Genomic DNA, 22,725 nt, shown 5'->3' on the forward strand with positions numbered 1-22,725 from the left:
TTTTAATGGCAGTCTTGTAAAGTAAAGATTGGGCGCATAGCTCAGCTGGATAGAGTACCTGGCTACGAACCAGGCGGTCGGAGGTTCGAATCCTCCTGCGCCCACCACTCTTTACACACTCTGCTTAGAGTATAAATAAGTTAAAGTGTTTGGTTTAAAACCAAATCGGTCGGAGGTTCATTCTTACAAGATACGTCCTGCTTCCAGCACTTTTTACACACTCTGCTTAGAGTATAAATAAGCAAACAGTAAAAGTGGGCGCATAGCTCAGCTGGATAGAGTACCTGGCTACGAACCAGGCGGTCGGAGGTTCGAATCCTCCTGCGCCCACCACTTTTACACACTCTGCTTAGAGTATAAACAAGTAGAAAGTGTTGGTTAAAGCCAAGCGGTCGGAGGTTCACTCTTAGAAGTTACGTCCTACGCCCACCACTTTTACACACTCTAACTTAGAGTATAAACAAGTAACTAATGAAAGTGGGCGCATAGCTCAGCTGGATAGAGTACCTGGCTACGAACCAGGCGGTCGGAGGTTCGAATCCTCCTGCGCCCACCACTTTCATAAATAAGCCGACAAAAGTCGGTTTTTTTGTGTCTGAAATAACATATGAGTTAAGCGCGTATTTTACGATGTATACTTATATTTATTGTTTCAGAAACTCCACTTAGAGTATAAATAAGAAAAAATGAAAGTGGGCGCATAGCTCAGCTGGATAGAGTACCTGGCTACGAACCAGGCGGTCGGAGGTTCGAATCCTCCTGCGCCCACCACTTTCATACATATGCCGACATTAAGTCGGTTTTTTTGTGTCTGAAATAAAGTAAAGCGTAGATATAGATAAAGTAGCTTACTGCGAGCCAAGCGGTCAGAGGTTCACTCTTAGAAGATACGTCCTGCGCCCACCACTTTCATACATATGCCGACATTAAGTCGGTTTTTTTGTGCCTGAATTTTGAGAAAGCTATCAGCTATCAGGTATTAGTAAAATCCAATTTTACATAGTGCCAAATCTTCTATTCAGTCACTTCTCTAAAAGCGCAGCGCCTCTTAACCTCTTTGTGAATAATTTGTTTTAAGAAACATTACAAAGAGAAGTGAAAGAGGAATAAATGAGAAGCTCAAAACCAACATTAGTATTTAACCCATTTACATGCGATGCTCGTCGCGCTAGCAAGCTTAGCGCCTACGGGGAAACTTTAACTCTGAGTTAAATCGTCGTAGACGTAAGCGTGCTCATGAAAGAAGCGCAGCCTCTAATTACTTACGTACAGCTCAAAACCATTCACTGCTCTTTAACTTAAGCTGTGGTATTTTAAACACCTTGTTTAAAAGGAACTTGCTGTATGTTTAAAGCTGTATTCATCACCTTTGTTTTACTATTTATCACTATTTTTAATGTGGGCGCGCACGCTCACACAGCTCAAACAACGCCAATTGTTGGCGCTGCTCAATACAAACATTATTTGCCGCAGCTACAAAATAAACGTGTTGGGCTTGTGGTAAATCAAACATCGCTTGTTGAAAATACTCATTTGGTTGATGCTTTACTCACTAAAAATATAACCATAACCAAAATTTTTGCACCTGAACATGGCTTTAGAGGCGATCACGACGCAGGAGCCCATGTTAAAAATGCGGTTGATAGTAAAACCGGTATCCCGCTTATTTCTATTTATGGCAAAAACAAAAAACCAAGCGCTGAGGCTCTAAGCGAAGTAGATGCTATTATTTTTGATATACAAGATGTGGGCGTGCGCTTTTATACCTACATAAGCTCTATGCATTACATGATGGAGGCCGCAGCCGAGCAGGGCATAGAATTTATTGTGCTTGATAGGCCAAACCCCAATATTGTCTACGTTGATGGGCCAATACTTGAGCGCCAATTTAAATCGTTTGTAGGTATGCACCCAATCCCCGTGCTGCACGGCATGACGGTAGGCGAGCTTGCAAAAATGATCAAAGGCGAAAGCTGGATCAATAAAGCGGCTGATTTAAAGCTTACGGTGATCCCAGTTGATCATTACACGCGCTCAACATCCTACAATTTACCTGTAAAACCCAGCCCTAATTTACCTAACGATCAATCAATTGCGCTGTATCCGTCGCTGTGCTTTTTTGAAGCAACCCCTGTAAGTATTGGCAGAGGCACCGACTTTGCGTTTCAAGTAATTGGCTACTCTCCCGTTGCGCTTGGGGGTTTTAGTTTTACACCGCGCTCGATAAAAGGGGCGGCAGCAAACCCTAAATTTAAAAATATAAAGGTAAAAGGGCTCGATCTACGCACAGCAAACACGCGCGGGCTTGATTTAAGCTATTTAATTACGGCTTATAATAAATTATCTAAAAACAATATTACCTTTTTTGAACGCGCTGATTTTATGGATAAATTGGCTGGCACTAACAAACTACGGTTAGCTATTGAAGCAGGGCAATCAGAGCGGCAAATAAAACAAAGTTGGCAGCAAGGGCTTGCAGCATTTAAAAAGCAACGAGCGCCTTATTTGCTGTACAAGTAAGGGGAGCAAATGGCTTTAGTAATAAACAAAAAATTAAGAAGCTGTTTTAAAACGGCTTTACTGGCGCTTGTTAGTATTACTCTTGTAGCGTGCAGTTCGGCAAATAAGCCAAATGAGTTTACAGCCAGTGAGCTTAAGCAAAGCAAATTAGTAACGCTTCCAAACGCCCAAGTTATTGTCACTTTTCCTGAGGCTAACCCAAGTAGCCGTGAGTACGTAAATAACCGTGGCACATTTAAAGCGTATAAAGGGCGAGGGCAGTTATTAATTCAAAATAATAACGCGATAAGCGCCGATATTTTTATAAATAACCAAAAGCTTAATATTACCAACCAATTAGCCGCCAATACTTTATATGAGTATTCGCTAGCAAGGCGCACCCACAACGGGGTAAATACGTTTAAGGTTGAAAATATTAAACCTAAAGGCGCAAGCCTTACCTTGCGCTTTGAGTTTCCGACCTTAAATACCGCTGCACAAAGTAATATAGACTTTAGCCAGGTCGATGCCCTTATTGAAAAAGACATACAAGCTGGTTTTCCTGGTGCGGTATTGGCTGTTATTAAAAGTGGTGAACTAATAAAGCTTAGCGCCTATGGCGATGCCAAACAGTACCAGCAAAGTGATTTAATGCTACTACGCCCAGAGCCAATGCAAACACATACTCTGTTTGATTTAGCCTCTAACACCAAAATATTTGCCACTAACTTTGCCCTTATGAAACTTGTAAGCGAAGGACTTTTAAATATAAACAAGCCCGTACAAAGTTACTTACCCGAATACAAAGGTGATGGCCGCGAGCTGCGCACAGTTAAAGATTTACTTACGCATACAGCGGGGTACCCGCCTGTGTTTGATTTTCATCGTAAAGGTGCTAAAAATGGCGATGCGTATTTTTCGCAAAATAGCCAAACCACAAAGCAGCTGTTACTTACGCAAGTGCCGCTGAGCAATAAATACCCCGCACAAGCCGTTTACTCCGATATTGATTACATGATTTTAGGCGTACTGGTTGAGCGTATAACCGGGCAACCACTTGATGACTACCTAGAGCAACACATTTACGCCCCACTTAAATTGACCAATACGGTATTTAATCCACTTAAAAAGGGTTTTAAACGCGCTGAATTTGCAGCAACCGAGCTTAGCGGCAATACCCGTGATGGCCGTATTACCTTTGATAATATTCGTACCAATGTTTTGCAGGGCGAAGTGCACGACGAGCGAGCATTTTATTCGTTTGATGGCGTAGCAGGGCATGCCGGTTTATTTAGTAACGCACCCGATTTAGCTGTGCTTTGCCAAGTACTATTAAACCAAGGTGGCTTTGGCAATATCCAGTTATTTAGCGCATCAACCTTAGCGCAGTTTGTAACGCCACAATTAAACAACGAAACCTATGGCCTAGGCTTTAGGCTTGCAGGTAACAACCAAGCTAGGCGTTGGCATTTTGGCCCTTATGCAAGTGCACAAGCGTATGGTCACACCGGCTGGACGGGCACAGTAACGGTTATTGATCCAACCTACGATTTAGCCATTATTTTATTGACCAATGCACGGCACACAAAAATAAAAGGAAGCCAAAAACATTACCAGTTTTTGGGCAAACAATACGAGACCGCGCAATATGGCTCGGTGGTATCGCTTATTTACGAAGCACTACTAAATCAATAAATTATCGTTTAGGCTAAAACGGCCTAAGTGCAGTGCCTTAAGTGATTTATTTGCAGGTGACTTAACTAAGCCAATCCATTAAGCTAAGCGGTTTACAAATTCAGGCCTCATTTTTAAAACGGCCTGTAAAATAAGCGTTTCAACGTGAATAAAGCGAACGCACTTCGCTATTAATAAAGGTTAATTTATGTCTTGGTATTCTATATTACCGCCGCTCATTGCTATCGCTATCGTATTTTGGCGAAAAGAAGTAATAATGGCACTTTTGGTGGCCGTGGCTTCGTCAGAATTTTTACTCGCTATACAAGGCGAGGGTAATACCTTATTTGCTACATTTTTAAATACCATTGAGCGCATAATATCGGTAGCCAGCTCGCCGGGTAACACTCGCATTTTAATATTTAGTATTATGATTGGTGCCTTGCTTGCCTACATACGCGAATCTGGCGGCGTAGCAGCCACCGTTAATATGCTTATGAATAAAGGCATTGCAAAAAGTAAGCGCCAAGTTGGCTTTTTAACCATGTTTACCGGCATCGCGGTATTTATAGAGTCAAACCTCAGCGTATTAACCTCAGGTATTGTATCGCGCGGCTTGTTCGACAAGTTTAAAATGAGCCGAGCGCGCCTTGCTTATATTATTGATAGTACCAGTGCACCGGTGTGTATTTTAATATTACTTAACGGTTGGGGCGCATTTGTACTGGGTTTACTTGGCAATTACGAACTAAGCGAATCGGCGGTATCTATTTTATGGGGCAGCGTAGGGTACAACTTTTACGCCATTATCACGTTAGTCATTGTGTTTTACACTATCGCGTTTGATAAAGTACATGGCCCAATGAAAGAAGCCGAGCAAAAGCTAGAGCTGCAAAAAACCGATCTAAAAGAAGAAGTAAAAGGCTCTAAAGCGCGTTACATGCTAGTGCCATTACTTACTTTAATTGTGAGCATGGTAGGCTTTATGTTTTACACCGGCAACGGCGTACTTGCAGAAGGCAGCGGCTCTAAATCGGTTTTATACGCAACGGTATTAGCCATTGTGGTTGCATATGTTTTAATGATTAGCTCGCGCCAATTTACTCACCATCAATTAGTCGACACCGGCTTTAAAGGCATGGGCGAGTTATTACCGCTGGTGAGCATTGTATTGCTTTCACTTACACTGGGCGCAAGCTTAAAAGAGCTAGGCACGGGCGTATTTGTCGCATCACTAGTGGGCGATTACCTACCTATTTACTTAATTGTACCAGTGCTGTTTTTAACCGGCGCGGTTATGTCGTTTACTACGGGTACCTCGTGGGGCACATTTGCCATACTTATTCCTATTGGTGTGCCGCTTATTCAAGCGTTAGGCTTACCACCTTCACTGGTGGTAGGCGCTATTTTAGGCGGCGGTATATTTGGCGATCACTGCTCCCCTATATCCGACACCAGCGCTGTATCGGCACTCGCCTCGGGGTGTGATTTGCTCACCCACGTCAAAACGCAGCTACCGTATGCATTATTCGGCGGCGCACTGACGTTTATAGCGTACTTAGTAACAAGCATAATAGTGTTATAAAATTTGCTCGTTTAAATACTCAAAGGCCTGCTTAATCGCAGGTTTTTTTGTTTTAAATATGCAGTTAAGTACCCGTATTTATATTTTTTAGGTTATTGTATGGCATGAGCTTTAAGCTTTTTAATAGCTATAAATTCTTACTTTTTAACTTATACAAGGCTGTAAACCCACACTATGTTTGTAATAGATAATATCATTCTTGTTAGTGCCATTTTAATTTTACTAGGGGTTATCTCGAGCAAGCTATCTGCGCGCGTTGGCTTACCCGTGCTGGTGCTATTTTTACTGGTGGGCATGCTTGCAGGTGAAGACGGTATTGCAGGTATATCATTTGATAACGCAGAGGCTGCGCATGCTCTGGGCACGTTAGCACTGGCTATTATTCTATTTGATGGTGGGCTACAAACGCCAACCAGCTCTATTAAACAAGTGTGGAAACCTGCTTCGGCTTTAGCAACGGTCGGGGTGCTTTTAACGGCTGTAATTACCGGCCTTGTCGCCACTTATATTTTAGACTTACCCGTATTACAAGGCGTTTTGCTGGGCGCGATTGTGGGCTCTACAGATGCCGCAGCCGTATTTGCACTTTTACGTAGCGCCGGTATTCACTTAAATAAAAAGCTTAAATCAACCCTTGAAATAGAAAGTGCCTCGAACGATCCAATGGCTATTTTTTTAACGGTTGGTTTGCTCGAAATGCTAGTGAACGACATGCCAATAGGGCTGGGTTTACTGCAGTTATTTGCCCAGCAAATGGGCGTAGGCGCCGTTTGTGGGTTTTTAATTGGTAAGGTGTCGGTGTGGTTTATTAATCGAATAAAATTAAATGCATCAGGTTTGTATTTAGTAATGGTAACCGCATTTGGGCTGCTTTCTTTTGGCCTTTCTGCAACGCTTGGCGGCAGTGGCTTTTTAGCCGTATTTATAACCGGCGTTATTTTAGGTAACAGTAAATTTGTATATAAACGCGGTATTTTTCTGTTTCACGATGGTTTAGCGTGGCTTGGGCAAATAACCATGTTTGTTGTGTTAGGGCTTTTAATTAACCCCTCGTCGTTGGTTGATGTATGGCTAGAAGGGTTGTTAATTGCACTGGCACTTATTTTTGTTGCTCGCCCACTAGCGGTAGCGCCAATTTTAAAATTATTTGGCTTTAATAATCGCGAAACTTTATTTGTATCTTGGGTGGGGCTAAGAGGCTCAGTGCCCATTATTTTAGCCATATTCCCACTGTTGTTTGGCCTTTCAGGGGCGGAGCTTATTTTTAATGTGGTTTTTTTCGTGGTGTTAATCTCGGCTACGTTGCAAGGCTCAACTATGCCTTGGATGGCTAAAAAGTTAAGTTTAATAGAGCCGCCACCCGATTTAGCAGCTGCAACGCTCGAAATTACCGCCTTAAACGATATTGATATAGAAATTGTAGAGTACACGTTAAGTGAGGTTTCTCGCGTTTCTGGGCGCAGTTTGTCACATGCTGCACTACCAGAAAGTGTAGTTGTAGCCATGATCACACGAGGGCCTTCAATTATACCGCCACGCGGCTCTACTAAATTAAAACCAAACGATCATTTATTTGTTGTTTTAAAACCCGCTAACAGACCTTTTGTTGATTTAGTTTTTACAGCAACCGATAAAACAAACCACCAAGACAGCCACTTAGCGCGCAACGAACTTAAAGTGAAAGGGGTTACGTTAGTAGGCGATATATTTTACTCATACCACATGAAAATAGACGCGCCAGAGGGTATAAGCTTGGAAGAGGTGATCAACCAAAAGCTCTCAGGAGAAATCAGTAAAGGCTCAATTGTGGTTATTGGTAATGTTCAACTACGCGTTATAACAATGGTACATACACGTATAGTGACCATCGGCTTAAAGTACTTACACAATCCAGAGCAACGACTTTTAAAGCAGTAGTCATTAACGCTGATTTATAAGATATTAGCGACGTAGGTTGGGTTGAGTGACACGAAACCCAACGTATCACCAATGTAATGAGCACACCCAAAGCTAATTATATGTAGTGTTTGTTGTAGGCGTACAGCTTGCTGGCGCGTCGGGCGTTAGCTCGGAGAACTCAGCGATAGAACGTTTTATATTGCACTATGTAAAAAAGACTATTTAAAGGGAATTAAATGAAAGAATTCAATTGGAGTAAAGCAACTAAGCCACCATTAGAAGAATATTTTCCTGCCGATAAATTAGATCGTGCTCGCTACGCCACTTTCTTATCAAGGCTATTGGCTCAAGAAGGTTATGACGAAAGTAGGCCTGATGCTGAGCAAAAGAAAAACTATGTATTAAATCTCAATGCTGAATGGGGGGCAGGTAAAACCTATTTTCTTAAGCGTTGGTCACGAGAATTAATAGTAGATTTTCCTGTTGTATATATTGATGCATGGCAGCAAGACTATTCAGACGACCCATTTTTAACTGTAATTGCAGGTATCATCAAGCAGCTTCAACGTCAGGCTAAGTTTAATATAACTATTCCTAAGAGTGCAGTTTCTATGTTTAAGGCCGTTGCACCTGCTATTGCACAAGGCCTAACTAAAAAAATATCAGGCATAGATTTAGATGAGTTACACACATTACTATTCTCTGATGAAGAAATTGAAGATGATCAAAAGCAAAATTCTAACAAGTTAACTGGCAGCGACTTTTCGCCTGCTGTAAAGGCGCTTGCGCAAAACTTAATTAAAGATCATGAAGCTAAGAACAAAAGTATTGAAGTAATAAAATCTAAGTTAGCTGATTGGGTAAATAAGTTTGAAGAGCAGGAAGGTAAATCGTTACCCATATTTATTTTTATTGATGAATTAGACCGTTGTCGCCCAAATTATGCAGTAGAAATGCTTGAGACTATTAAACATATTTTTGATGTAAAAGGTATCGTGTTTGTTGTGGCAACAGATACAGAACAACTCCAACATACAATAAAATCAATATACGGTGAAGGGTTTGGCGCTAAGGTTTATTTAGGCCGTTTTTTTAATAGTCGTTACAGTTTAAAGCGTCCTGCTTTGAAGGATTTTTTATCAGTACATAGTGATACAACTAAATTTGAAACTGCGTATTTAGAAAGTAAAAATATTGAGCTACTCCCCCGCACAGAAAACCCCGAAACTGCTTTAGCTAATATCTCTGTTGTATTAGATGCTTTTCAGGTGTCAGCAAGAACAGCTATTCAAATTACTGAACGTATTACTGCCATTATTATTAATTTACCAAGTGGCAAAAAAGTAGATGTTCTTGTGCTCGCTATTTTGTTTTGTATCCATGAAAAAGACCACCCACTTTATGAGGAGATAATAAATGGTAGGTTCAAAAGAACAGAACGAGGTGATGAAAATAAGATCATAGATATTAGCCTAGCTGACTTCTTACAAAAGGATATATCAAAAGAGTATTTATCAGCCGAGATAATCTATTTTATTGAGCCACAGAGATATATAAGTACATTTTATAATGACAATTTTGGTCCAAAAGAAAATAGCTATTCCACGGGGAATTATCCTATTTCACTATCAAAATTTATTAAGAATATTTTTTTTCGTGTTTTTGTCTCAGAATTAAACCCTTATGATGTTTGGATTCCTGATAGCGATGACGGTTTAACTGAGTTGCAAAACGCAGAAAAGAACCTAGCTCAGCATTCAATACGAATTTCTCCAGAAGTTACTTTATTATGGCTTAACTATATCTATATCAAAGATGAATACAACAAAATTACCAAAGAGCAATATCGTGATTTTATAGAGCTTTCCTCACCACTAGACTACATGGGCGATAGTTAACTACCTCTGTGCAGCGCGAAGCGCCTCTGTGTTCTCGGTGGTAATATTTATCTAAATTACCACCAACCTTAACTGAGACAAACCACCTAAACCCCACACTGCCTAACCCCAACTCCAGCATGTTTAAGCGCTACTATTTGCCCTTTACCGTTATGCGCCATAGCGAGCATATCACCGGTATTTATATTACTTTCCACTGCGTGCCTTCCCTTTAAATCACTTAAGAGCGACTGCTTAATTTGTACCAGTACCTCGTCATTACAGCTGGCTATGTACCAGTCGTTATCAACCTTTACGAGCGTGCCGTATTCTATGTGGCGTTGTTGGTGTAAACGCAAGCTATTAGCGTGCTGAGTATCGAGTGCGTGTTTTTGCTCGGTAATGGCGCTTGTGTAACTGCCCGATGGGGTTATTTCGTGGGTTTTAATAATTGAGTAGTCGTGAATGTCTATAGTTTTAAATGAGCTGTTAAGCACCGTTTTAGGTGCGTGGTTAATGCCCTCGTTACTATCAAACACAATAAATGCGAATACGCCCAGTGCGCAGGCAAGGCTGGTTAACTGTAGCGTAAAACTAAGCCTTGAGGGCTTTTTATGGCTGGCATTATTAAGTAACGCTTTTTTTTGGGAAGCGCTGAGTGTAGTGCATGCTTTTCGCTCTTTGTAGTGTTGAGTGAGCTTTTGATCAAACTGCTCATCAGGCTTGTTCATTGTTTGCTCCTAATAAACGTTTAAGGTTTTGCTTGGCATAGCGCAGCCTTGTTTTTACGCTCTCATGGTTGCTTTGCGTTATAAGCTCTATGTCGGCGAGGCTAAAGCCTTCTTGTTGTAAGGTAATGGCTTCGCGCTGTACAAAGCTCAGTTGCTTGAGTGCGCTATCGAACGCTTGGTAATTTATATTGCTAATACTGTTGTTATTACCTTGCTCATTTTGCTGCGCGGGTAGGTGGGTGTTTTCGTCAAGCTCTACAAAGCGCTGTTGTTTGCGGTATTCGTCTACTAATGTGTTGCGCGCGAGTTTAAATAACCACGCTTTTGGCGTGGTTTGCGCTTGGTAAAGGTGGCGTTTTTCGATTACTTTTAGCCAGGTTTGTTGGCTTACGTCGTATGCTAAATGCGTATTAGATTGCGTCACTAGGTAGTGATATAAATCGTTACTGTATAGGGCAATAAGCTGCTCTAAGTAGCGGTTGTCGCCACTTTTTGCGTAACTTGCCATGCAATCCTTGCTTGGCGTTTCAAATAACCATGACTTAATACTGAGTAGCATAGGCGTTTAGTCCGTTAAATAGAGTTATCTAATTTAAAATCGAGCTGTACGGTTTGATCTGTTTGTAATTGTGCCACACCTTCTATTACTTTGGGGCGATATTTCCAGCGTTTTATGGCTCTTATTGCTTCGCGGTCAAAGGTGCGTTTGGGCTCGGCGTTTATTACCACTGGGTTTATTACTTCGCCGGTGGGCGAAATACTAAAGCTCAGTTGTACCCAGCCTTCTATGCCGTTGCGCGCAGCAGATGTTGGGTATTTCGGATTTATGCGCACTATGGGGGTTGCATCGCCTGTTGGGCGGTTAATCGTGCTATTTATATCATCTCCAAAATCATCAATAGTGATTGGTGTTAATTCGTTAATCGCTATTACAGGGTCGTTTGAGGTATCGATTGGTGGTGCTTTAGGCGGCGTTTTTGGCACAGGCGGTGGTGGCTGTATTTTTTGTATATGCCTTACTTGTGAATCCTCTGGTGCCTGAAAAATCTCTACAATAATATCCTCGCCGGGTTTTATAGGTGCGCGCTGCTCGCCACTAATTAAGTATTGCATAAATGCAAAGGCGGCAAAGGTCATTACTGCGCCGCCAATAACGGCGGTTGATGTTTTAATAAATGCTGAATTATTGGGTACTTCAAGTGTGTGCATAAGCCGCTCCGAGTAAACTTATTGGGTTGTTTAAAAGCTATAACGGGGGGCAAATCAAAAAGGGGTTAAATAATTTTATAAAAATTGCGGGGTTTAGTTACAATAGCGTTCGCTATATTTTTACTTATTAATTTTTTAGGCTGTTATGCAACTCATACAAATAGATAAAGCACGTTACCGCAAACATTTAAATAGGGTAATTGCTGGGTGTGCGGCGGGTTTAGCTGTTGGCAGCTTGGCTATATCGCAAACGTTAATTGCGTTGTTTCCTGATGAAAGCGGGAGCCATTTTCATTGGAATTTAACCGGTGTTGTTATAACAAGTTTGGCCATTGGCTGGCTGTTAAATAAATACCGTACCCATAGTTTTATGACCGAAGTGGTATATGTGTGGGAGCTTAAACAAGCGCTTAATAAAATAACCCGCAAAATGCCAAAGCTAAAAGCGGCAGGGCGCGAGGGTAATGCCGATGCATTGTTAGCGATTCATTATAGTTATGCGGGCTCACGGCTTTTATGGCAGCTTGACGATAACACCATTACTATGGACGAGTTAGCTATAAAACAAGCGGAGCTTGATAGTGTGGCGGCCAAGTATAACCTGACTTTAAATGCTGATGACTATAACGAGGCTATATTAAAACAGTTTTAAAGCCTAGGTGGTTAAATTAGCTAAAGGAGCCTTAATGAAAAAAGTACTGATAGTGTGTTTAGGTAATATTTGCCGCTCGCCCACAGCAGAGGCGGTGTTAAAAGCGCGTGCTAAAAAATTAGGTGTTGAGGTTAAGGTAGACTCGGCAGGGACTATTGGCTACCACGAAGGTAAAACGCCAGATAGCCGCTCAATGGCTGCGGGTGAAAAACGCGGTTATAGCTTTAAAGGTATATTCTCGCGGCCAGTTCGCAGCAGCGATTTTACTGAGTTTGATTTAATTTTAGCGGCCGACACACAAAACTTAGCTGACTTAAAAGCGCAATGCCCCACCCATTTACATTACAAGCTGGCATTGTTTTTAGAATACGGCGAGCAAAGCCAAAGCGCCATACCCGACCCATACTACGGCGGCGATGATGGCTTTGAAAATGTGCTCGATTTAATTGAAGCCGCAAGCGATAAAATACTCGCAAAGCTTTGAATAAAGCTACCTGAACAAAAAAGACGCTATAATACCTTGCGTGTCATCTGGCTATTTTAAAGTCGAGCTGTACTTGCGTGCTTGCAACAACGGGTTGGCCATCTTCAAATTTTGGTGCATAACGCCACTTTTTAAGGGCTGTAAGTGCCGACCTTTCAAACTCTTTCCCCCCTTGTGAGCTAACTACCTCTGGGTTTTTAACAAAGCCTGCGGTATCTACGTCAAATTCAACAACGACAATACCGTCTCGCATTTGGCGCGCTTTGTTTTGTGGGTACTCAGGGTTTTTGCGATATATAGGTGTTTGCTCTTGTGTTTTTTTCCACGGCACCATTTTAGCAATTGCTAAACAATGCTTAGTGGCTTGTTCGCTTTGGCCTGTTTTTTCGTAAAGGTTAACAAGCTTTGAGTGCGCAGTAAGCTCAGCGCTGTGATCAAAGCTTAAGTTGTTATCAAATACCGATACAACATGGTTTAGTCGTTCAATGGCTTCATTGTATTTTTTCTTACCTTGAGCAAACGACGCCATTAAAAAGTCGGCTTTAATGCGCTCTACGGTGTTGTCGTCTAGGTTATTACGGTAGTAGTCATCGGCTTGGTTAAGCAGTGTTTTAGCTTTATGGTATTTTTTATGAGCAAATTTTTTGGCAAGCAGCGAGGCTGCTTCAAACTGCATGTCGGCAACAAATTTAGGGTTGTTTTGTGTTTTAGCTATTTCAATTATACGGTCGTAATCGTTATCGGCTTGATAGGCCGAGCTGGTGTTTTCAGCCTTGCCTATTAGGGCATCGATTGTTTCTATTGCATTTTTACCGTGGTTATTTGCCAGTATTGTATAGGCTTGCGAGTAAAGTTCGAAGCGTTGCTCTGATACATTTTTTTTGTCGTTGATAGAGCGCGGCGCTGTAATTGCTTTGGCGTAATTAATAGCAAGGCTTGCGGTGTTATCACTTTTATCACCATAAAGCGCAAGGCCTGTAATATAGGCATGTTTAGCTGCTTGCTCTATGTTTTCGTCTTTTTTAACAGCCGTTAAATAACTTTGGTATGCATCAGAAAAGGCGGCTTTATCATCGCTTACTTGGCTTGCATTGGCCTGGCTTGCAAAAGCCGTAAAGGTTAATCCGATAACTAAGGCGAGGTGTTGTGCTTTCATAATAATCCCTATTAGTGTTCAATCTAGAAACAAAATACCACAAGTGATAATGGTTTTCATTATCTTTTGTGTGGGCACTTGCTTATAAAACTAACTAATTACCTAATACCCATGTGCACTAAGCTGTAACTAATTTTCGTCATTAAACTGTACTAATAGTGCCTGCTGAGGTAACTAGGTAACACCGTTTTAGCTTTTTATAGGTGCGGTGTATTAACTTAATGTATAAGCAGCGTGGTAAAAGTAATAAAATTAAAATAGCAAATGCGTTCAAGTTTGTCATTGTTTTGGGGAAATAGCCCTAGGTAGTGGGAGTTTATTGCATATTAAGATTGAAAATAGCCTGTGTAATCGCCATATATTTGCCATAAACCTAGTGTACTACGATCTAACTTTAAACATTTGTGATATTATCACCTTATGGTGTCGTAGTTATTTAATTATTTGGATTTGTCGTGGCGCAAGTAAGAGCAAGAGCCCAGCTTAATGTTGGCAAAAATAGTGATATTCCCGCAGAAATAGTGTCTTTTAGTGGCTTAAAAGACGGCCAAGAACACGTTGCGTTTGTATTTAACAATGCTGATGTAAATCAAAATGTGCCGCTTATTCGCATGCACTCTGAGTGTTTAACCGGTGATGTGTTTCATTCATCGCGCTGCGATTGTGGCGAGCAGTTAAATGAGTGTATTGAAATGATGCACGAGCAAGGCGGGGTGTTATTGTATTTACGCCAAGAGGGCCGAGGTATTGGTTTATATAATAAAATTGATGCTTACGTGCTGCAATCTCAAGGTATGAACACTTACGAGGCTAATAACCACTTAGGCTTTGCCGATGACTTACGTGATTTTTCGGACGCGGTATTAATGCTCAACGCACTTAATTTAAGCCACGTTAAATTAATGACCAATAACCCTAAAAAGCTTAATGCATTAAAAGATGCCGGCATTGAAGTAGACACCGTTATTGGTACCCACGCGCACATTAAAGCAGGCCTTACAGGTAACAAAGCTTACCTAGAAACCAAAATAAAACACGGCGCACATATGTTAGATATTAAAAAAATTAAAAAACCTTAACTATTTAATCATGTAGTGTCTGTTAATCCCCCCTCACGCCAAGTTATACTTGGCGTGTTTTGTTTAATTTAAGAGCCAGTATGTCTAACGAATTACGAATTTTTAAAGCCGATGCCGGGCTAAAGTGGTTTAAAGCCGGTTGGCATATTTTTAAAACCCAGCCATTTACCTTTGTAGTTATGCACTTATTAATAGGCATAGTGGGCATACTGTCGTTATTTTTACCTTTGCTGCAAGTTGTTGCGGCACTTGCTACGCCTTTTTTAACCGCCGGCTTTTATCAGGCGGTGCTTAGCAAGCAGCAGGGCGGTAAAATTATGCTGGCCGACATACTCAAACCCTTTAGCGCAAAAGGTAACCGTTTAGGACTACTACGTTTAGCGCTTTACCAAATGGGGGCGGGTATTTTAATGGCCTTATTAGCTAATGGCCTATTTGCCGATGCGGTGGCTATTATGAGCCAAGAGGGTCTTGATCCTAACATTGCGCTTGAGCAAACCTTAAATAGTATTTCGGGCGCCAGTGTGGTGCTATTTTTAGTGGCAATGGCGGTGTATTTAATGGCGTTTGCTTACGCGGTACCGCTTATTTATTTTAGTAAAGAAAAACGCATTTTAACGGCGCTTAAAAATTCGCTATTGGTTTTTTATCATAACCTGTTCGCATTGAGTGTTTTTGGCATTATTTGTGTGTTATTTATGGCGCTTTCTATGTTCTTATCGTTCTTACCGCTGTTGATTTTAATGCCAATTTGCTACATTAGTTTCTTTGTATCTTATCAGGCTATTTTTATGCCAGTTGTACCGCCAAGTGACGATAGCAATGTTAAACCACTTAGCAGTGAACAAAGCGGGCGCTTTGACGCTTAATGGATGATAAGTTAAAACAAAAGCTTAAAAACTATGTACTGTGGTTACTTGGGCGCCAAGAATATTCGCGCCGTGAGTTAACCTTTAAGCTTCAGCAAAAAGAAGCCAGCGACGAGTTTATAGAAACCCTGCTTAATTGGTGCGAAGAGCACAATTTTATTAACGAGCAACGCTATTGCGAAGGGTTTGTCAGAAAACACATTTTTAAAGGCCATGGCTTAAAGCGCATTCAAAGCGAAGCCATAGGCAAAGGGATTGACCGTTCACTACTTGAAAGAGTGGTTGAAGAGCTTAAAATAGACTGGTTTGAGCTTGCGCAGGAAGCGTACAACAAAAAGTATTCAACTACACCGGCCAACCTCGAGTACAAAGATAAAGCTAAGCGCGTGCGCTACTTAATGTACCGAGGATTTAGCTACGAACAAATTGATTTTGCAATGCAAGCACAGTAAATACAGGTGAGATTTTCACATGCAGCACATGACTACGGCACAACTTAGGCAACAGTTTTTAGACTTTTTTGCCAGCAAACAGCACCAAATTGTCCAATCGGCTTCACTTATTCCGGGTAACGATGCCACGTTGTTATTTAACAATGCCGGTATGGTTCCTTTTAAGGATGTGTTTTTAGGCGCCGAAACTCGCCCTTACACGCGTGCTACAAGTGCACAGCGTTGTGTGCGTGCTGGTGGTAAACATAACGATTTAGAAAACGTAGGTTACACAGCGCGTCACCATACATTTTTTGAAATGCTAGGTAACTTTAGTTTTGGCGATTACTTTAAACAAGACGCTATTAAGTTTGCGTGGGAGTTTTTAACTGAGGTTGTTAAATTACCACAAGAAAAACTACTTGTTACTATTTATCACGACGATGAAGATGCATTTGGCTTTTGGCACAATGATATTGGCCTAAGCGAAGATCGTATTATTCGTATTGCTACCTCAGATAACTTTTGGTCAATGGGCGATACTGGCCCATGTGGTCCGTGTTCTGAAATATTTTACGATCACGGTGAGCACATTTGGGGTGGTCCTCCGGGCTCACCTGAAGAAGATGGCGACCGCTTTATCGAAATTTGGAACCTTGTATTTATGCAGTACAACCGTCAAAGCGACGGTACTATGGAGCCGCTGCCTAAACAATCTGTTGATACAGGTATGGGCCTTGAGCGTATTGCTGCTATTTTACAAGGCGTGCATTCAAACTACGAAATCGACTTGTTCCAAGGCTTAATTGCAGCTGCGGCAAGTGTAACTAACGCACAAGATTTAAACGATAAATCGCTACGCGTAGTGGCGGATCATATTCGTTCGTGTGCGTTTTTAATTTCTGATGGTGTTATGCCGTCAAACGAAGGCCGTGGTTATGTATTGCGTCGTATTATTCGTCGTGCAGTACGCCATGGTAACAAGCTTGGTGCACAAGGTGCGTTTTTCTATAAACTGGTTGCAGCGCTTATTGAACAAATGGGCCAAGCCTACCCAGAGCTTGCAAAGCAGCAAGAAATTATCGAAAAAGTACTGCGCATTGAAGAAGAACAATTTGGTAAAACCCTTGAGCGTGGCTTAGCTATTTTAGAAGAGAGCCTAAGCGAGCTTAAAGGCGATGTTATTCCTGGTGACTTAGTATTTAAATTATACGACACTTATGGTTTCCCCGCTGATTTAACGGCCGATGTAGCCCGTGAGCGCCAAATGACAATAGACCATGCAGGCTTTGAAGAGTGCATGGCTGTACAGCGTAAAACAGCGCAGCAAGCTGGTAAATTTGGTGCCGATTACAACGAGCAATTAAAGTCAGAAAAACACACTGAGTTTAAAGGCTACGACAGCACACATCATAGCGCTACAGTAGTAGAAGTGTTTGCAAATGGTGAGTCGGTTTCTATTTTAGAAGGCGGCCAACAAGGCATTGTTGTACTTAACCATACGCCATTTTATGCAGAATCTGGTGGCCAAACAGGCGATACCGGTACCATTACTGTTGCAGGTGGCGAGTTTACAGTGACTAACACTACTAAGCTGGGTAATGCGTTTGCGCACCACGGTAGCGTACAAGGGCGCATTGCGGTTAACGATAAAGTAGATGCAACTATTGATGATGCACGCCGTGAACGTATTAAGAAAAATCACACAGCTACGCATATTTTACACGAAGCTCTGCGCCAATTATTAGGTGAACACGTAAGCCAAAAAGGCTCGCTGGTTGAGCCTGAGCGTTTACGTTTTGACTTCTCGCACTTTGAAGCTGTTACTAAAGACGAGCTACGTGAAATTGAGCGTGTAGTTAACGATGAAATTCGTCGTAACTTTGCCCTAAACACTGAGCTTATGGCGATTGATGACGCTAAAGCAAAAGGGGCAATGGCGCTGTTTGGCGAAAAGTACGACGATGAAGTACGCGTAGTAACCATTGGCGATTACTCAATTGAACTGTGTGGCGGTACGCACGTAGAGCGCGCGGGTGATATTGGCTTATTTAAAATTGTATCTGAAAGCGGTATTGCCGCAGGCGTACGCCGTATTGAAGCTGTAACAGGTGCAGATGCAGTGGCGTATGTAAGCGAGCAAGAAAAACAGCTAAACGATGTAGCGGCGCTGGTAAAAGGTGATAGCGCATCGGTACTTGAAAAAGTAACTGCGCTTCTTGAAAAGTCTAAAGGCCTTGAAAAGCAAATTGCACAGCTTAACGATAAGCTAGCCAGTGCAGCGGGTGCGTCTTTACTTGATTCGATTGTTGAAATTAATGGCGTTAAGCTACTAGTGGCAAACGTTGAAGGTACTGAATCTAAAGCGCTTCGAGGTATGGTTGACGACCTTAAAAACAAGATTGGCTCAGGTGTTATTGCACTGGGTGTTGCCAGCGGCGAAAAAGTAAGCCTAATTGCCGGTGTAACGAAAGATTTAACCGGTAAAGTTAAAGCCGGTGAGCTTGTAAACCACATGGCAGGCCAAGTAGGCGGTAAAGGGGGCGGTCGTCCTGATATGGCACAAGCGGGTGGTTCACAGCCTGAAAACCTAAATGCCGCGCTTGAAAGCGTGACAGCCTGGGTAAGCGAGAAAGTTTAAGCTTACGTGGCACTTATTGTCCAAAAGTTTGGCGGCACTTCGGTTGGCTCTATTGAGCGAATAGAAGCGGTCGCCGACCTTGTTGTTAAAACTAAGCAGCAAGGTCATCAAGTGGTTGTGGTTCTTTCGGCCATGTCGGGAGAAACCAACCGCTTAATTAACCTCGCCAAGCAAATAGATACTCGCCCGAGTAGCCGAGAATTAGACGTACTTATTAGCACTGGAGAACAGGTTTCTGTTTCGCTCCTTGCTATGGCTATTATAAAACGTGGCCATTCGGCTGTAAGCCTACTAGCCGATCAGGTTAATATTCAAACCGATAACATGTTTGGTAAAGCCCGTATTGAAGAGGTTGCTGCGACGCGTTTAAAGCATGAGCTTGAGCATAATCGGATTGCGATTATTGCCGGTTTTCAGGGGCGCGATGTAGAGGGTAATATTACAACCCTTGGGCGCGGCGGCACCGATACCTCTGCGGTGGAAATAGCCGCGGCAATAAAAGCCGATGAATGTCAGATCTATACCGACGTTGATGGCGTATACACTACTGATCCTCGTGTAGAACCAAACGCACAGCGAATGCGCCATGTAACGTTTGCCGAAATGCTAGAGCTGGCAAGTTTAGGCGCAAAAGTATTGCATATTCGTGCTGTTGAGTCGGCTGGTAATCATAAAATGCCGCTAAGGGTGCTTTCGAGTTTTGAGCCCGATGAAGGAACGCTAATAAGTTTTGAGGAGAGCGATATGCCAACTAAGGTTGTGTCGGGGATTGCGTTTAATCGTGACGAATGCTTGATAAAGGTACATGGCGTACCATACTGTGTTCATTCTCTTACAAAAATTTTGAAACTTTTTGCAGAAAATGGCATCGAAATAGATATGATTAGTCAAGTTAATCATAACTTTGAAAAAATAGACTATGCTTTTACTGTGCATTCAAATGACTATTTGCAAGCACACGATTTACTAACTCAACAACAGGTAAATCTGCAGGCTGATAGCATTTCTAGTGATACAACAGTTGCAAAAGTGTCGGCTGTTGGCATAGGAATGAAGTCTCACAGTGGTGTAGCGCATCAATTTTTTGATGCATTGGCGCAAGAAGGCATACACATAGTTTTAGTATCGACGTCTGAAATCAAGGTATCGGTTTTAATTGACGAGAAGTATTTAGAACTAGCAGTAAGAGCGTTACACTCAGAATTTTTAACAGAAAATGGATAGTTTGGGAGTTTTTACTTACTTTTCAATCAATTTTTCATTAAAATGGTCAAGCGGAATCTTATAATTTATTGGAACATGGGAGCAAGAGAATGCTAATACTAACTCGTAGAGTAGGTGAAACCCTAATGATTGGTGACGAAGTAACTGTTACTGTATTAGGTGTTAAAGGAAATCAAGTTCGAATTGGTGTTAACGCACCTAAAGACGTTTCAGTGCATCGTGAAGAGATTTACATGCGTATACAAGCTGAAAAGTCTAACCCTAATCCGGGCAATGCTTAATCAACACGTATACCTAGCTGAGTAATGCACTTAGCTATACCAAAAGCCACTCACTGAGTGGCTTTTTTTTGTTCTTAGCTTGCTCTATTACGTCAAGCTCTATTCAATGAATTTTGTATAGAAAGTATTTAATTTACAAGGTGATAGGCGAAAGTAACCTATCTCAGGCAATATATAAGCTATCATAAAATACAATATGCTAAAGCATAAATTAAAGTTAAGGTACTTTGAGTAAGATTAGCTAATCCCCGAATCTAAATCTAGCTAACCGCCTTAAAGGTTATTTAATTATATTGAAACAGGTTATCCCAGCGCTCATCCAAAATGGTTTTGGCATGATCTAAATTTATTGCGCTATACACATCGTTAGTGCAGGTTACTAAACGCATCCGGGTGAGTTTTTCAAGCGCATCGCTAATTTCAAAGTCGAGTTCGCATTTATACTTTGTTTTAAACCACGCCTCTATTTGCTCATCAAGCATTTGTGCGCTTAAGCCATTTTTAGATTTTAGTAAAAACGTATAGGCCAGCAGAGCTTCTTTTATGTCTTCTTCTTCGGCTGCGTCTATAAGGGTATGAAAAACACCCGCGTTGTTATCAAGGTTTTTAAAGTAAAGATTATCGCTTAGGGCTTTCATAAATTTAATTTTACGGTTTTTAAATTTACTCCATTCTTTAAAAATAAAGCTGCCAAAAACCCCCATTCCAATAGCAAAGGTAATAAAGTGTTGTTGGGTCATTTCTACGGCTTCACTTCTAAAGCCTCCCCAAAAAGCAAATAAAGCAAATAACAATAAAATAGATGCGCCAAGCTTAGTAATTAATACCACAGCACCGCCTACTAAAGCCGATGAGCCAATAATCACTTTATCAATAGGGCGCATACGTACTTCGCTATTCGGAAATAGCATTTCAAGGTCGGCTTTTGGGACATTTTGAAACAGCTTAACTATGGTCGAGCTTGGCTCAAACCCTAAAGGCGTTTTATTTTTAGCCTCAAAGTAGGCTTTATCTTTAAAGCGAATAAACACCGCAACGCGGTCGTAATTGGTAAAGTGCAGGGGCTTTTTACGCAAGCCCCAAAAGCTGGTTATGGTTTCAGTGAGTTGTGATTCGCCACGGCGGTAAAAAACCACTTCTTCAAAGTCGTCAAACTCTACCTCAAGGCGTACTTTAAATAGTGACTCTTCGTTGAGTGCATCTTGCAGGTCTTGATGGGTGATCACTTCAAAGTTAGCTGAATTAAGTACCTTAGCAAAATCTTTAGCAAATTCGCGTTGGCACTGCGCTTTTTGATCAGCTGATACTGGCGCTAAAGATCGCGTATCGCTATTGGGATCAAAGGGCGCGTAGTTATTTTTGAGCGACTCGAGTGTTGAATGGTAATCGTAATGGATAAGGCTTGCTAATAAATCGCAAAATTGTTTAAACGATGTTTGCTCTGAGTTGTTTGTGAGCTCAGCGCTGCACATATCAACAATATCTTGTTTTCTAAAGGGAATAAAACGTGCACTTTGCATAAATTTTAACTGCTTTGGTAGGTATTTAACTGCATTGGCACATAATAAAATATTCTTATAAACATTGCTAATTTGTTAACAGTTATGTGGCTGTTAAATCTTTAACTGTTTTCAGCGTGTATTAACGTAAATATGTAAGAATTAACCCATTGAGCAACGGCTTATCATCACAAGCAAAAAAAGGATTTACATGGCTATTCAAAAAAAACTAAAAGAAAAAACACGGCACTTTATAGATTCTAAACATATGCTAACAGGCATTACCGTAGCGTCGTTTTTAGAATCTACGATAGTCCCTATTCCGCTTGAAGCAGTGCTTGTGCCTCTTATGCAAGCACGTCGTGAAAAGCTTTGGTTAATAGCGCTTATGGCAACAGTTGGGTGCGTGATTGGTGCTTTATTTGGTTATGCGCTGGGTTATTACCTATTTGACGCTGTAGGTGACTGGGTTATTGAAATGTTTTCAAGCCAAGAGCAATTTGAAAATGTTAAGCAGCAAATGCAAAGCCAAGGTTTTTGGTTTGTAATGACGCTGGGAATTGTGCCCATTCCGTTTCAAATTGCGATGCTTGCCGCTGGGGCTACAAAATACTCTATTGGTTTGTTTTTATTAGCCTCAGGTATTGCTCGTTCAATTCGCTATTTTAGTTTAGCCGTTGTTGTATATTACGCAGGTAATAAAGCCGAGCAAATAATCAGTAAACACAAAACTAAAGCAATGATTGCTATTACTATTTTAATATTAGCTTTATGGGGCCTTAGCACCTTAATATAGTTTTATACTTAGTTGTTATAAGTAAGCTGCTCAGCGCGACTAAAACTGTGTGGACACTAATGCAAATGTGGGTTTTTAGCTTTGCATTGTATTTGTGTCTGCTTTGCTCAACTCTTTGTATTCAAGGTGGTGAAATAAC

19 protein-coding genes and 4 tRNA genes are annotated in these 22,725 nt (G+C 41.4%); 18 read left to right on the forward strand and 5 right to left on the reverse strand.

Features of this window, described 5'->3' with window-relative positions; all coding sequences use genetic code 11:
• Positions 1-30 precede the first annotated feature (30 nt).
• The 9 genes from PAT01_RS06240 to PAT01_RS06280 all read left to right on the forward strand — a co-directional run bounded on the left by PAT01_RS06240 (position 31) and on the right by PAT01_RS06280 (position 9,555).
• Positions 31-107: transfer RNA gene (locus PAT01_RS06240), tRNA-Arg, on the forward strand.
• A gap of 149 nt (positions 108-256) precedes the next feature.
• Positions 257-333, forward strand: a tRNA-Arg gene (locus PAT01_RS06245).
• Positions 334-479: 146 nt separating this feature from the next.
• Positions 480-556, forward strand: a tRNA-Arg gene (locus PAT01_RS06250).
• A 138-nt stretch (positions 557-694) separates the two neighbouring features.
• Positions 695-771, forward strand: a tRNA-Arg gene (locus tag PAT01_RS06255).
• 573 nt (positions 772-1,344) lie between these two features.
• Entirely contained in the window at positions 1,345-2,520 is a 1,176-nt protein-coding gene (locus tag PAT01_RS06260; RefSeq protein ID WP_154945171.1) for an exo-beta-N-acetylmuramidase NamZ family protein, read from the forward strand.
• Positions 2,521-2,529: 9 nt separating this feature from the next.
• Positions 2,530-4,194 carry a penicillin binding protein PBP4B gene (gene pbp4b, locus PAT01_RS06265; RefSeq protein WP_154945173.1) on the forward strand — a complete coding sequence of 555 codons (1,665 nt, stop codon included), beginning with the start codon at positions 2,530-2,532 and terminating at the stop codon, positions 4,192-4,194.
• Between the two features lie 187 nt (positions 4,195-4,381).
• Positions 4,382-5,758, forward strand: coding sequence for a Na+/H+ antiporter NhaC family protein (locus PAT01_RS06270; protein ID WP_029773935.1), 1,377 nt, complete (start codon positions 4,382-4,384; stop codon positions 5,756-5,758).
• A 174-nt stretch (positions 5,759-5,932) separates the two neighbouring features.
• Positions 5,933-7,675, forward strand: a complete 1,743-nt coding sequence (locus tag PAT01_RS06275) for a potassium/proton antiporter (RefSeq protein WP_004587502.1) — start codon at positions 5,933-5,935, stop codon at positions 7,673-7,675.
• Positions 7,676-7,893: 218 nt separating this feature from the next.
• Positions 7,894-9,555, forward strand: coding sequence for a KAP family P-loop NTPase fold protein (locus PAT01_RS06280; RefSeq protein ID WP_154945175.1), 1,662 nt, complete (start codon positions 7,894-7,896; stop codon positions 9,553-9,555).
• 86 nt (positions 9,556-9,641) lie between these two features.
• Here the strand turns inward: PAT01_RS06280 and PAT01_RS06285 are convergent, their stop codons facing one another.
• Genes PAT01_RS06285 through PAT01_RS06295 form a run of 3 tightly spaced genes read right to left on the reverse strand, consistent with a single transcriptional unit; the run spans position 9,642 to position 11,474 of the window.
• A complete protein-coding gene (locus PAT01_RS06285; RefSeq protein ID WP_154945177.1) occupies positions 9,642-10,265 on the reverse strand; it encodes a hypothetical protein in 624 nt (207 codons plus the stop codon).
• Positions 10,252-10,824 carry a sigma-70 family RNA polymerase sigma factor gene (locus PAT01_RS06290; RefSeq protein ID WP_024031593.1) on the reverse strand — a complete coding sequence of 191 codons (573 nt, stop codon included), beginning with the start codon at positions 10,822-10,824 and terminating at the stop codon, positions 10,252-10,254. The genes PAT01_RS06285 and PAT01_RS06290 overlap by 14 nt, the downstream gene beginning before the upstream one ends.
• Positions 10,825-10,838: 14 nt before the next feature.
• On the reverse strand, positions 10,839-11,474 hold the full coding sequence (locus PAT01_RS06295) for an energy transducer TonB (RefSeq protein ID WP_154945179.1): 636 nt from the start codon (positions 11,472-11,474) through the stop codon (positions 10,839-10,841).
• A gap of 145 nt (positions 11,475-11,619) precedes the next feature.
• Between PAT01_RS06295 and PAT01_RS06300 the strand changes: the two genes are divergently transcribed.
• A complete protein-coding gene (locus tag PAT01_RS06300; RefSeq protein WP_004587507.1) occupies positions 11,620-12,126 on the forward strand; it encodes a DUF3087 domain-containing protein in 507 nt (168 codons plus the stop codon).
• 34 nt (positions 12,127-12,160) lie between these two features.
• Positions 12,161-12,610, forward strand: a complete 450-nt coding sequence (locus PAT01_RS06305; RefSeq protein WP_024031596.1) for a low molecular weight protein-tyrosine-phosphatase — start codon at positions 12,161-12,163, stop codon at positions 12,608-12,610.
• A gap of 43 nt (positions 12,611-12,653) precedes the next feature.
• Here the strand turns inward: PAT01_RS06305 and PAT01_RS06310 are convergent, their stop codons facing one another.
• Positions 12,654-13,766 (reverse strand): energy transducer TonB, encoded by a 1,113-nt coding sequence (locus tag PAT01_RS06310; RefSeq protein ID WP_154945180.1) that lies wholly within the window; start codon positions 13,764-13,766, stop codon positions 12,654-12,656.
• Between the two features lie 455 nt (positions 13,767-14,221).
• Here PAT01_RS06310 and PAT01_RS06315 point away from each other — a divergent pair, with 455 nt between their 5' ends.
• The 6 genes from PAT01_RS06315 (at position 14,222) to csrA (ending at position 20,291) form a co-directional block, all read left to right on the forward strand.
• On the forward strand, positions 14,222-14,845 hold the full coding sequence (locus tag PAT01_RS06315; protein ID WP_024031598.1) for a GTP cyclohydrolase II: 624 nt from the start codon (positions 14,222-14,224) through the stop codon (positions 14,843-14,845).
• Positions 14,846-14,925: 80 nt separating this feature from the next.
• The gene (locus PAT01_RS06320) at positions 14,926-15,714 is read left to right on the forward strand and encodes a BPSS1780 family membrane protein (protein ID WP_004587511.1); all 789 of its coding nucleotides are present in this window, start codon (positions 14,926-14,928) and stop codon (positions 15,712-15,714) included.
• Positions 15,714-16,166 carry a regulatory protein RecX gene (locus PAT01_RS06325; protein WP_154945181.1) on the forward strand — a complete coding sequence of 151 codons (453 nt, stop codon included), beginning with the start codon at positions 15,714-15,716 and terminating at the stop codon, positions 16,164-16,166. Before PAT01_RS06320 ends, PAT01_RS06325 begins: the two co-directional genes overlap by 1 nt.
• Positions 16,167-16,185: 19 nt before the next feature.
• On the forward strand, positions 16,186-18,786 hold the full coding sequence (gene alaS / locus PAT01_RS06330) for an alanine--tRNA ligase (protein ID WP_154945182.1): 2,601 nt from the start codon (positions 16,186-16,188) through the stop codon (positions 18,784-18,786).
• 6 nt (positions 18,787-18,792) lie between these two features.
• Positions 18,793-20,010, forward strand: coding sequence for an aspartate kinase (locus tag PAT01_RS06335; RefSeq protein ID WP_054983851.1), 1,218 nt, complete (start codon positions 18,793-18,795; stop codon positions 20,008-20,010).
• Positions 20,011-20,099: 89 nt separating this feature from the next.
• Positions 20,100-20,291 carry a carbon storage regulator CsrA gene (gene csrA, locus PAT01_RS06340; protein ID WP_004587515.1) on the forward strand — a complete coding sequence of 64 codons (192 nt, stop codon included), beginning with the start codon at positions 20,100-20,102 and terminating at the stop codon, positions 20,289-20,291.
• 284 nt (positions 20,292-20,575) lie between these two features.
• On the opposite strand, the gene PAT01_RS06345 is transcribed toward csrA, so the two are convergent.
• Complete coding sequence (locus tag PAT01_RS06345) at positions 20,576-21,811, reverse strand: TMEM143 family protein (RefSeq protein WP_138576911.1); 1,236 nt, start codon at positions 21,809-21,811, stop codon at positions 20,576-20,578.
• 190 nt (positions 21,812-22,001) lie between these two features.
• Between PAT01_RS06345 and PAT01_RS06350 the strand changes: the two genes are divergently transcribed.
• Positions 22,002-22,586, forward strand: a complete 585-nt coding sequence (locus PAT01_RS06350) for a YqaA family protein (protein ID WP_024033203.1) — start codon at positions 22,002-22,004, stop codon at positions 22,584-22,586.
• Positions 22,587-22,725: the final 139 nt, after the last annotated feature.

The sequence above is a fragment of the Pseudoalteromonas atlantica genome (assembly GCA_007988745.1).
GTDB lineage: Bacteria > Pseudomonadota > Gammaproteobacteria > Enterobacterales > Alteromonadaceae > Pseudoalteromonas > Pseudoalteromonas atlantica.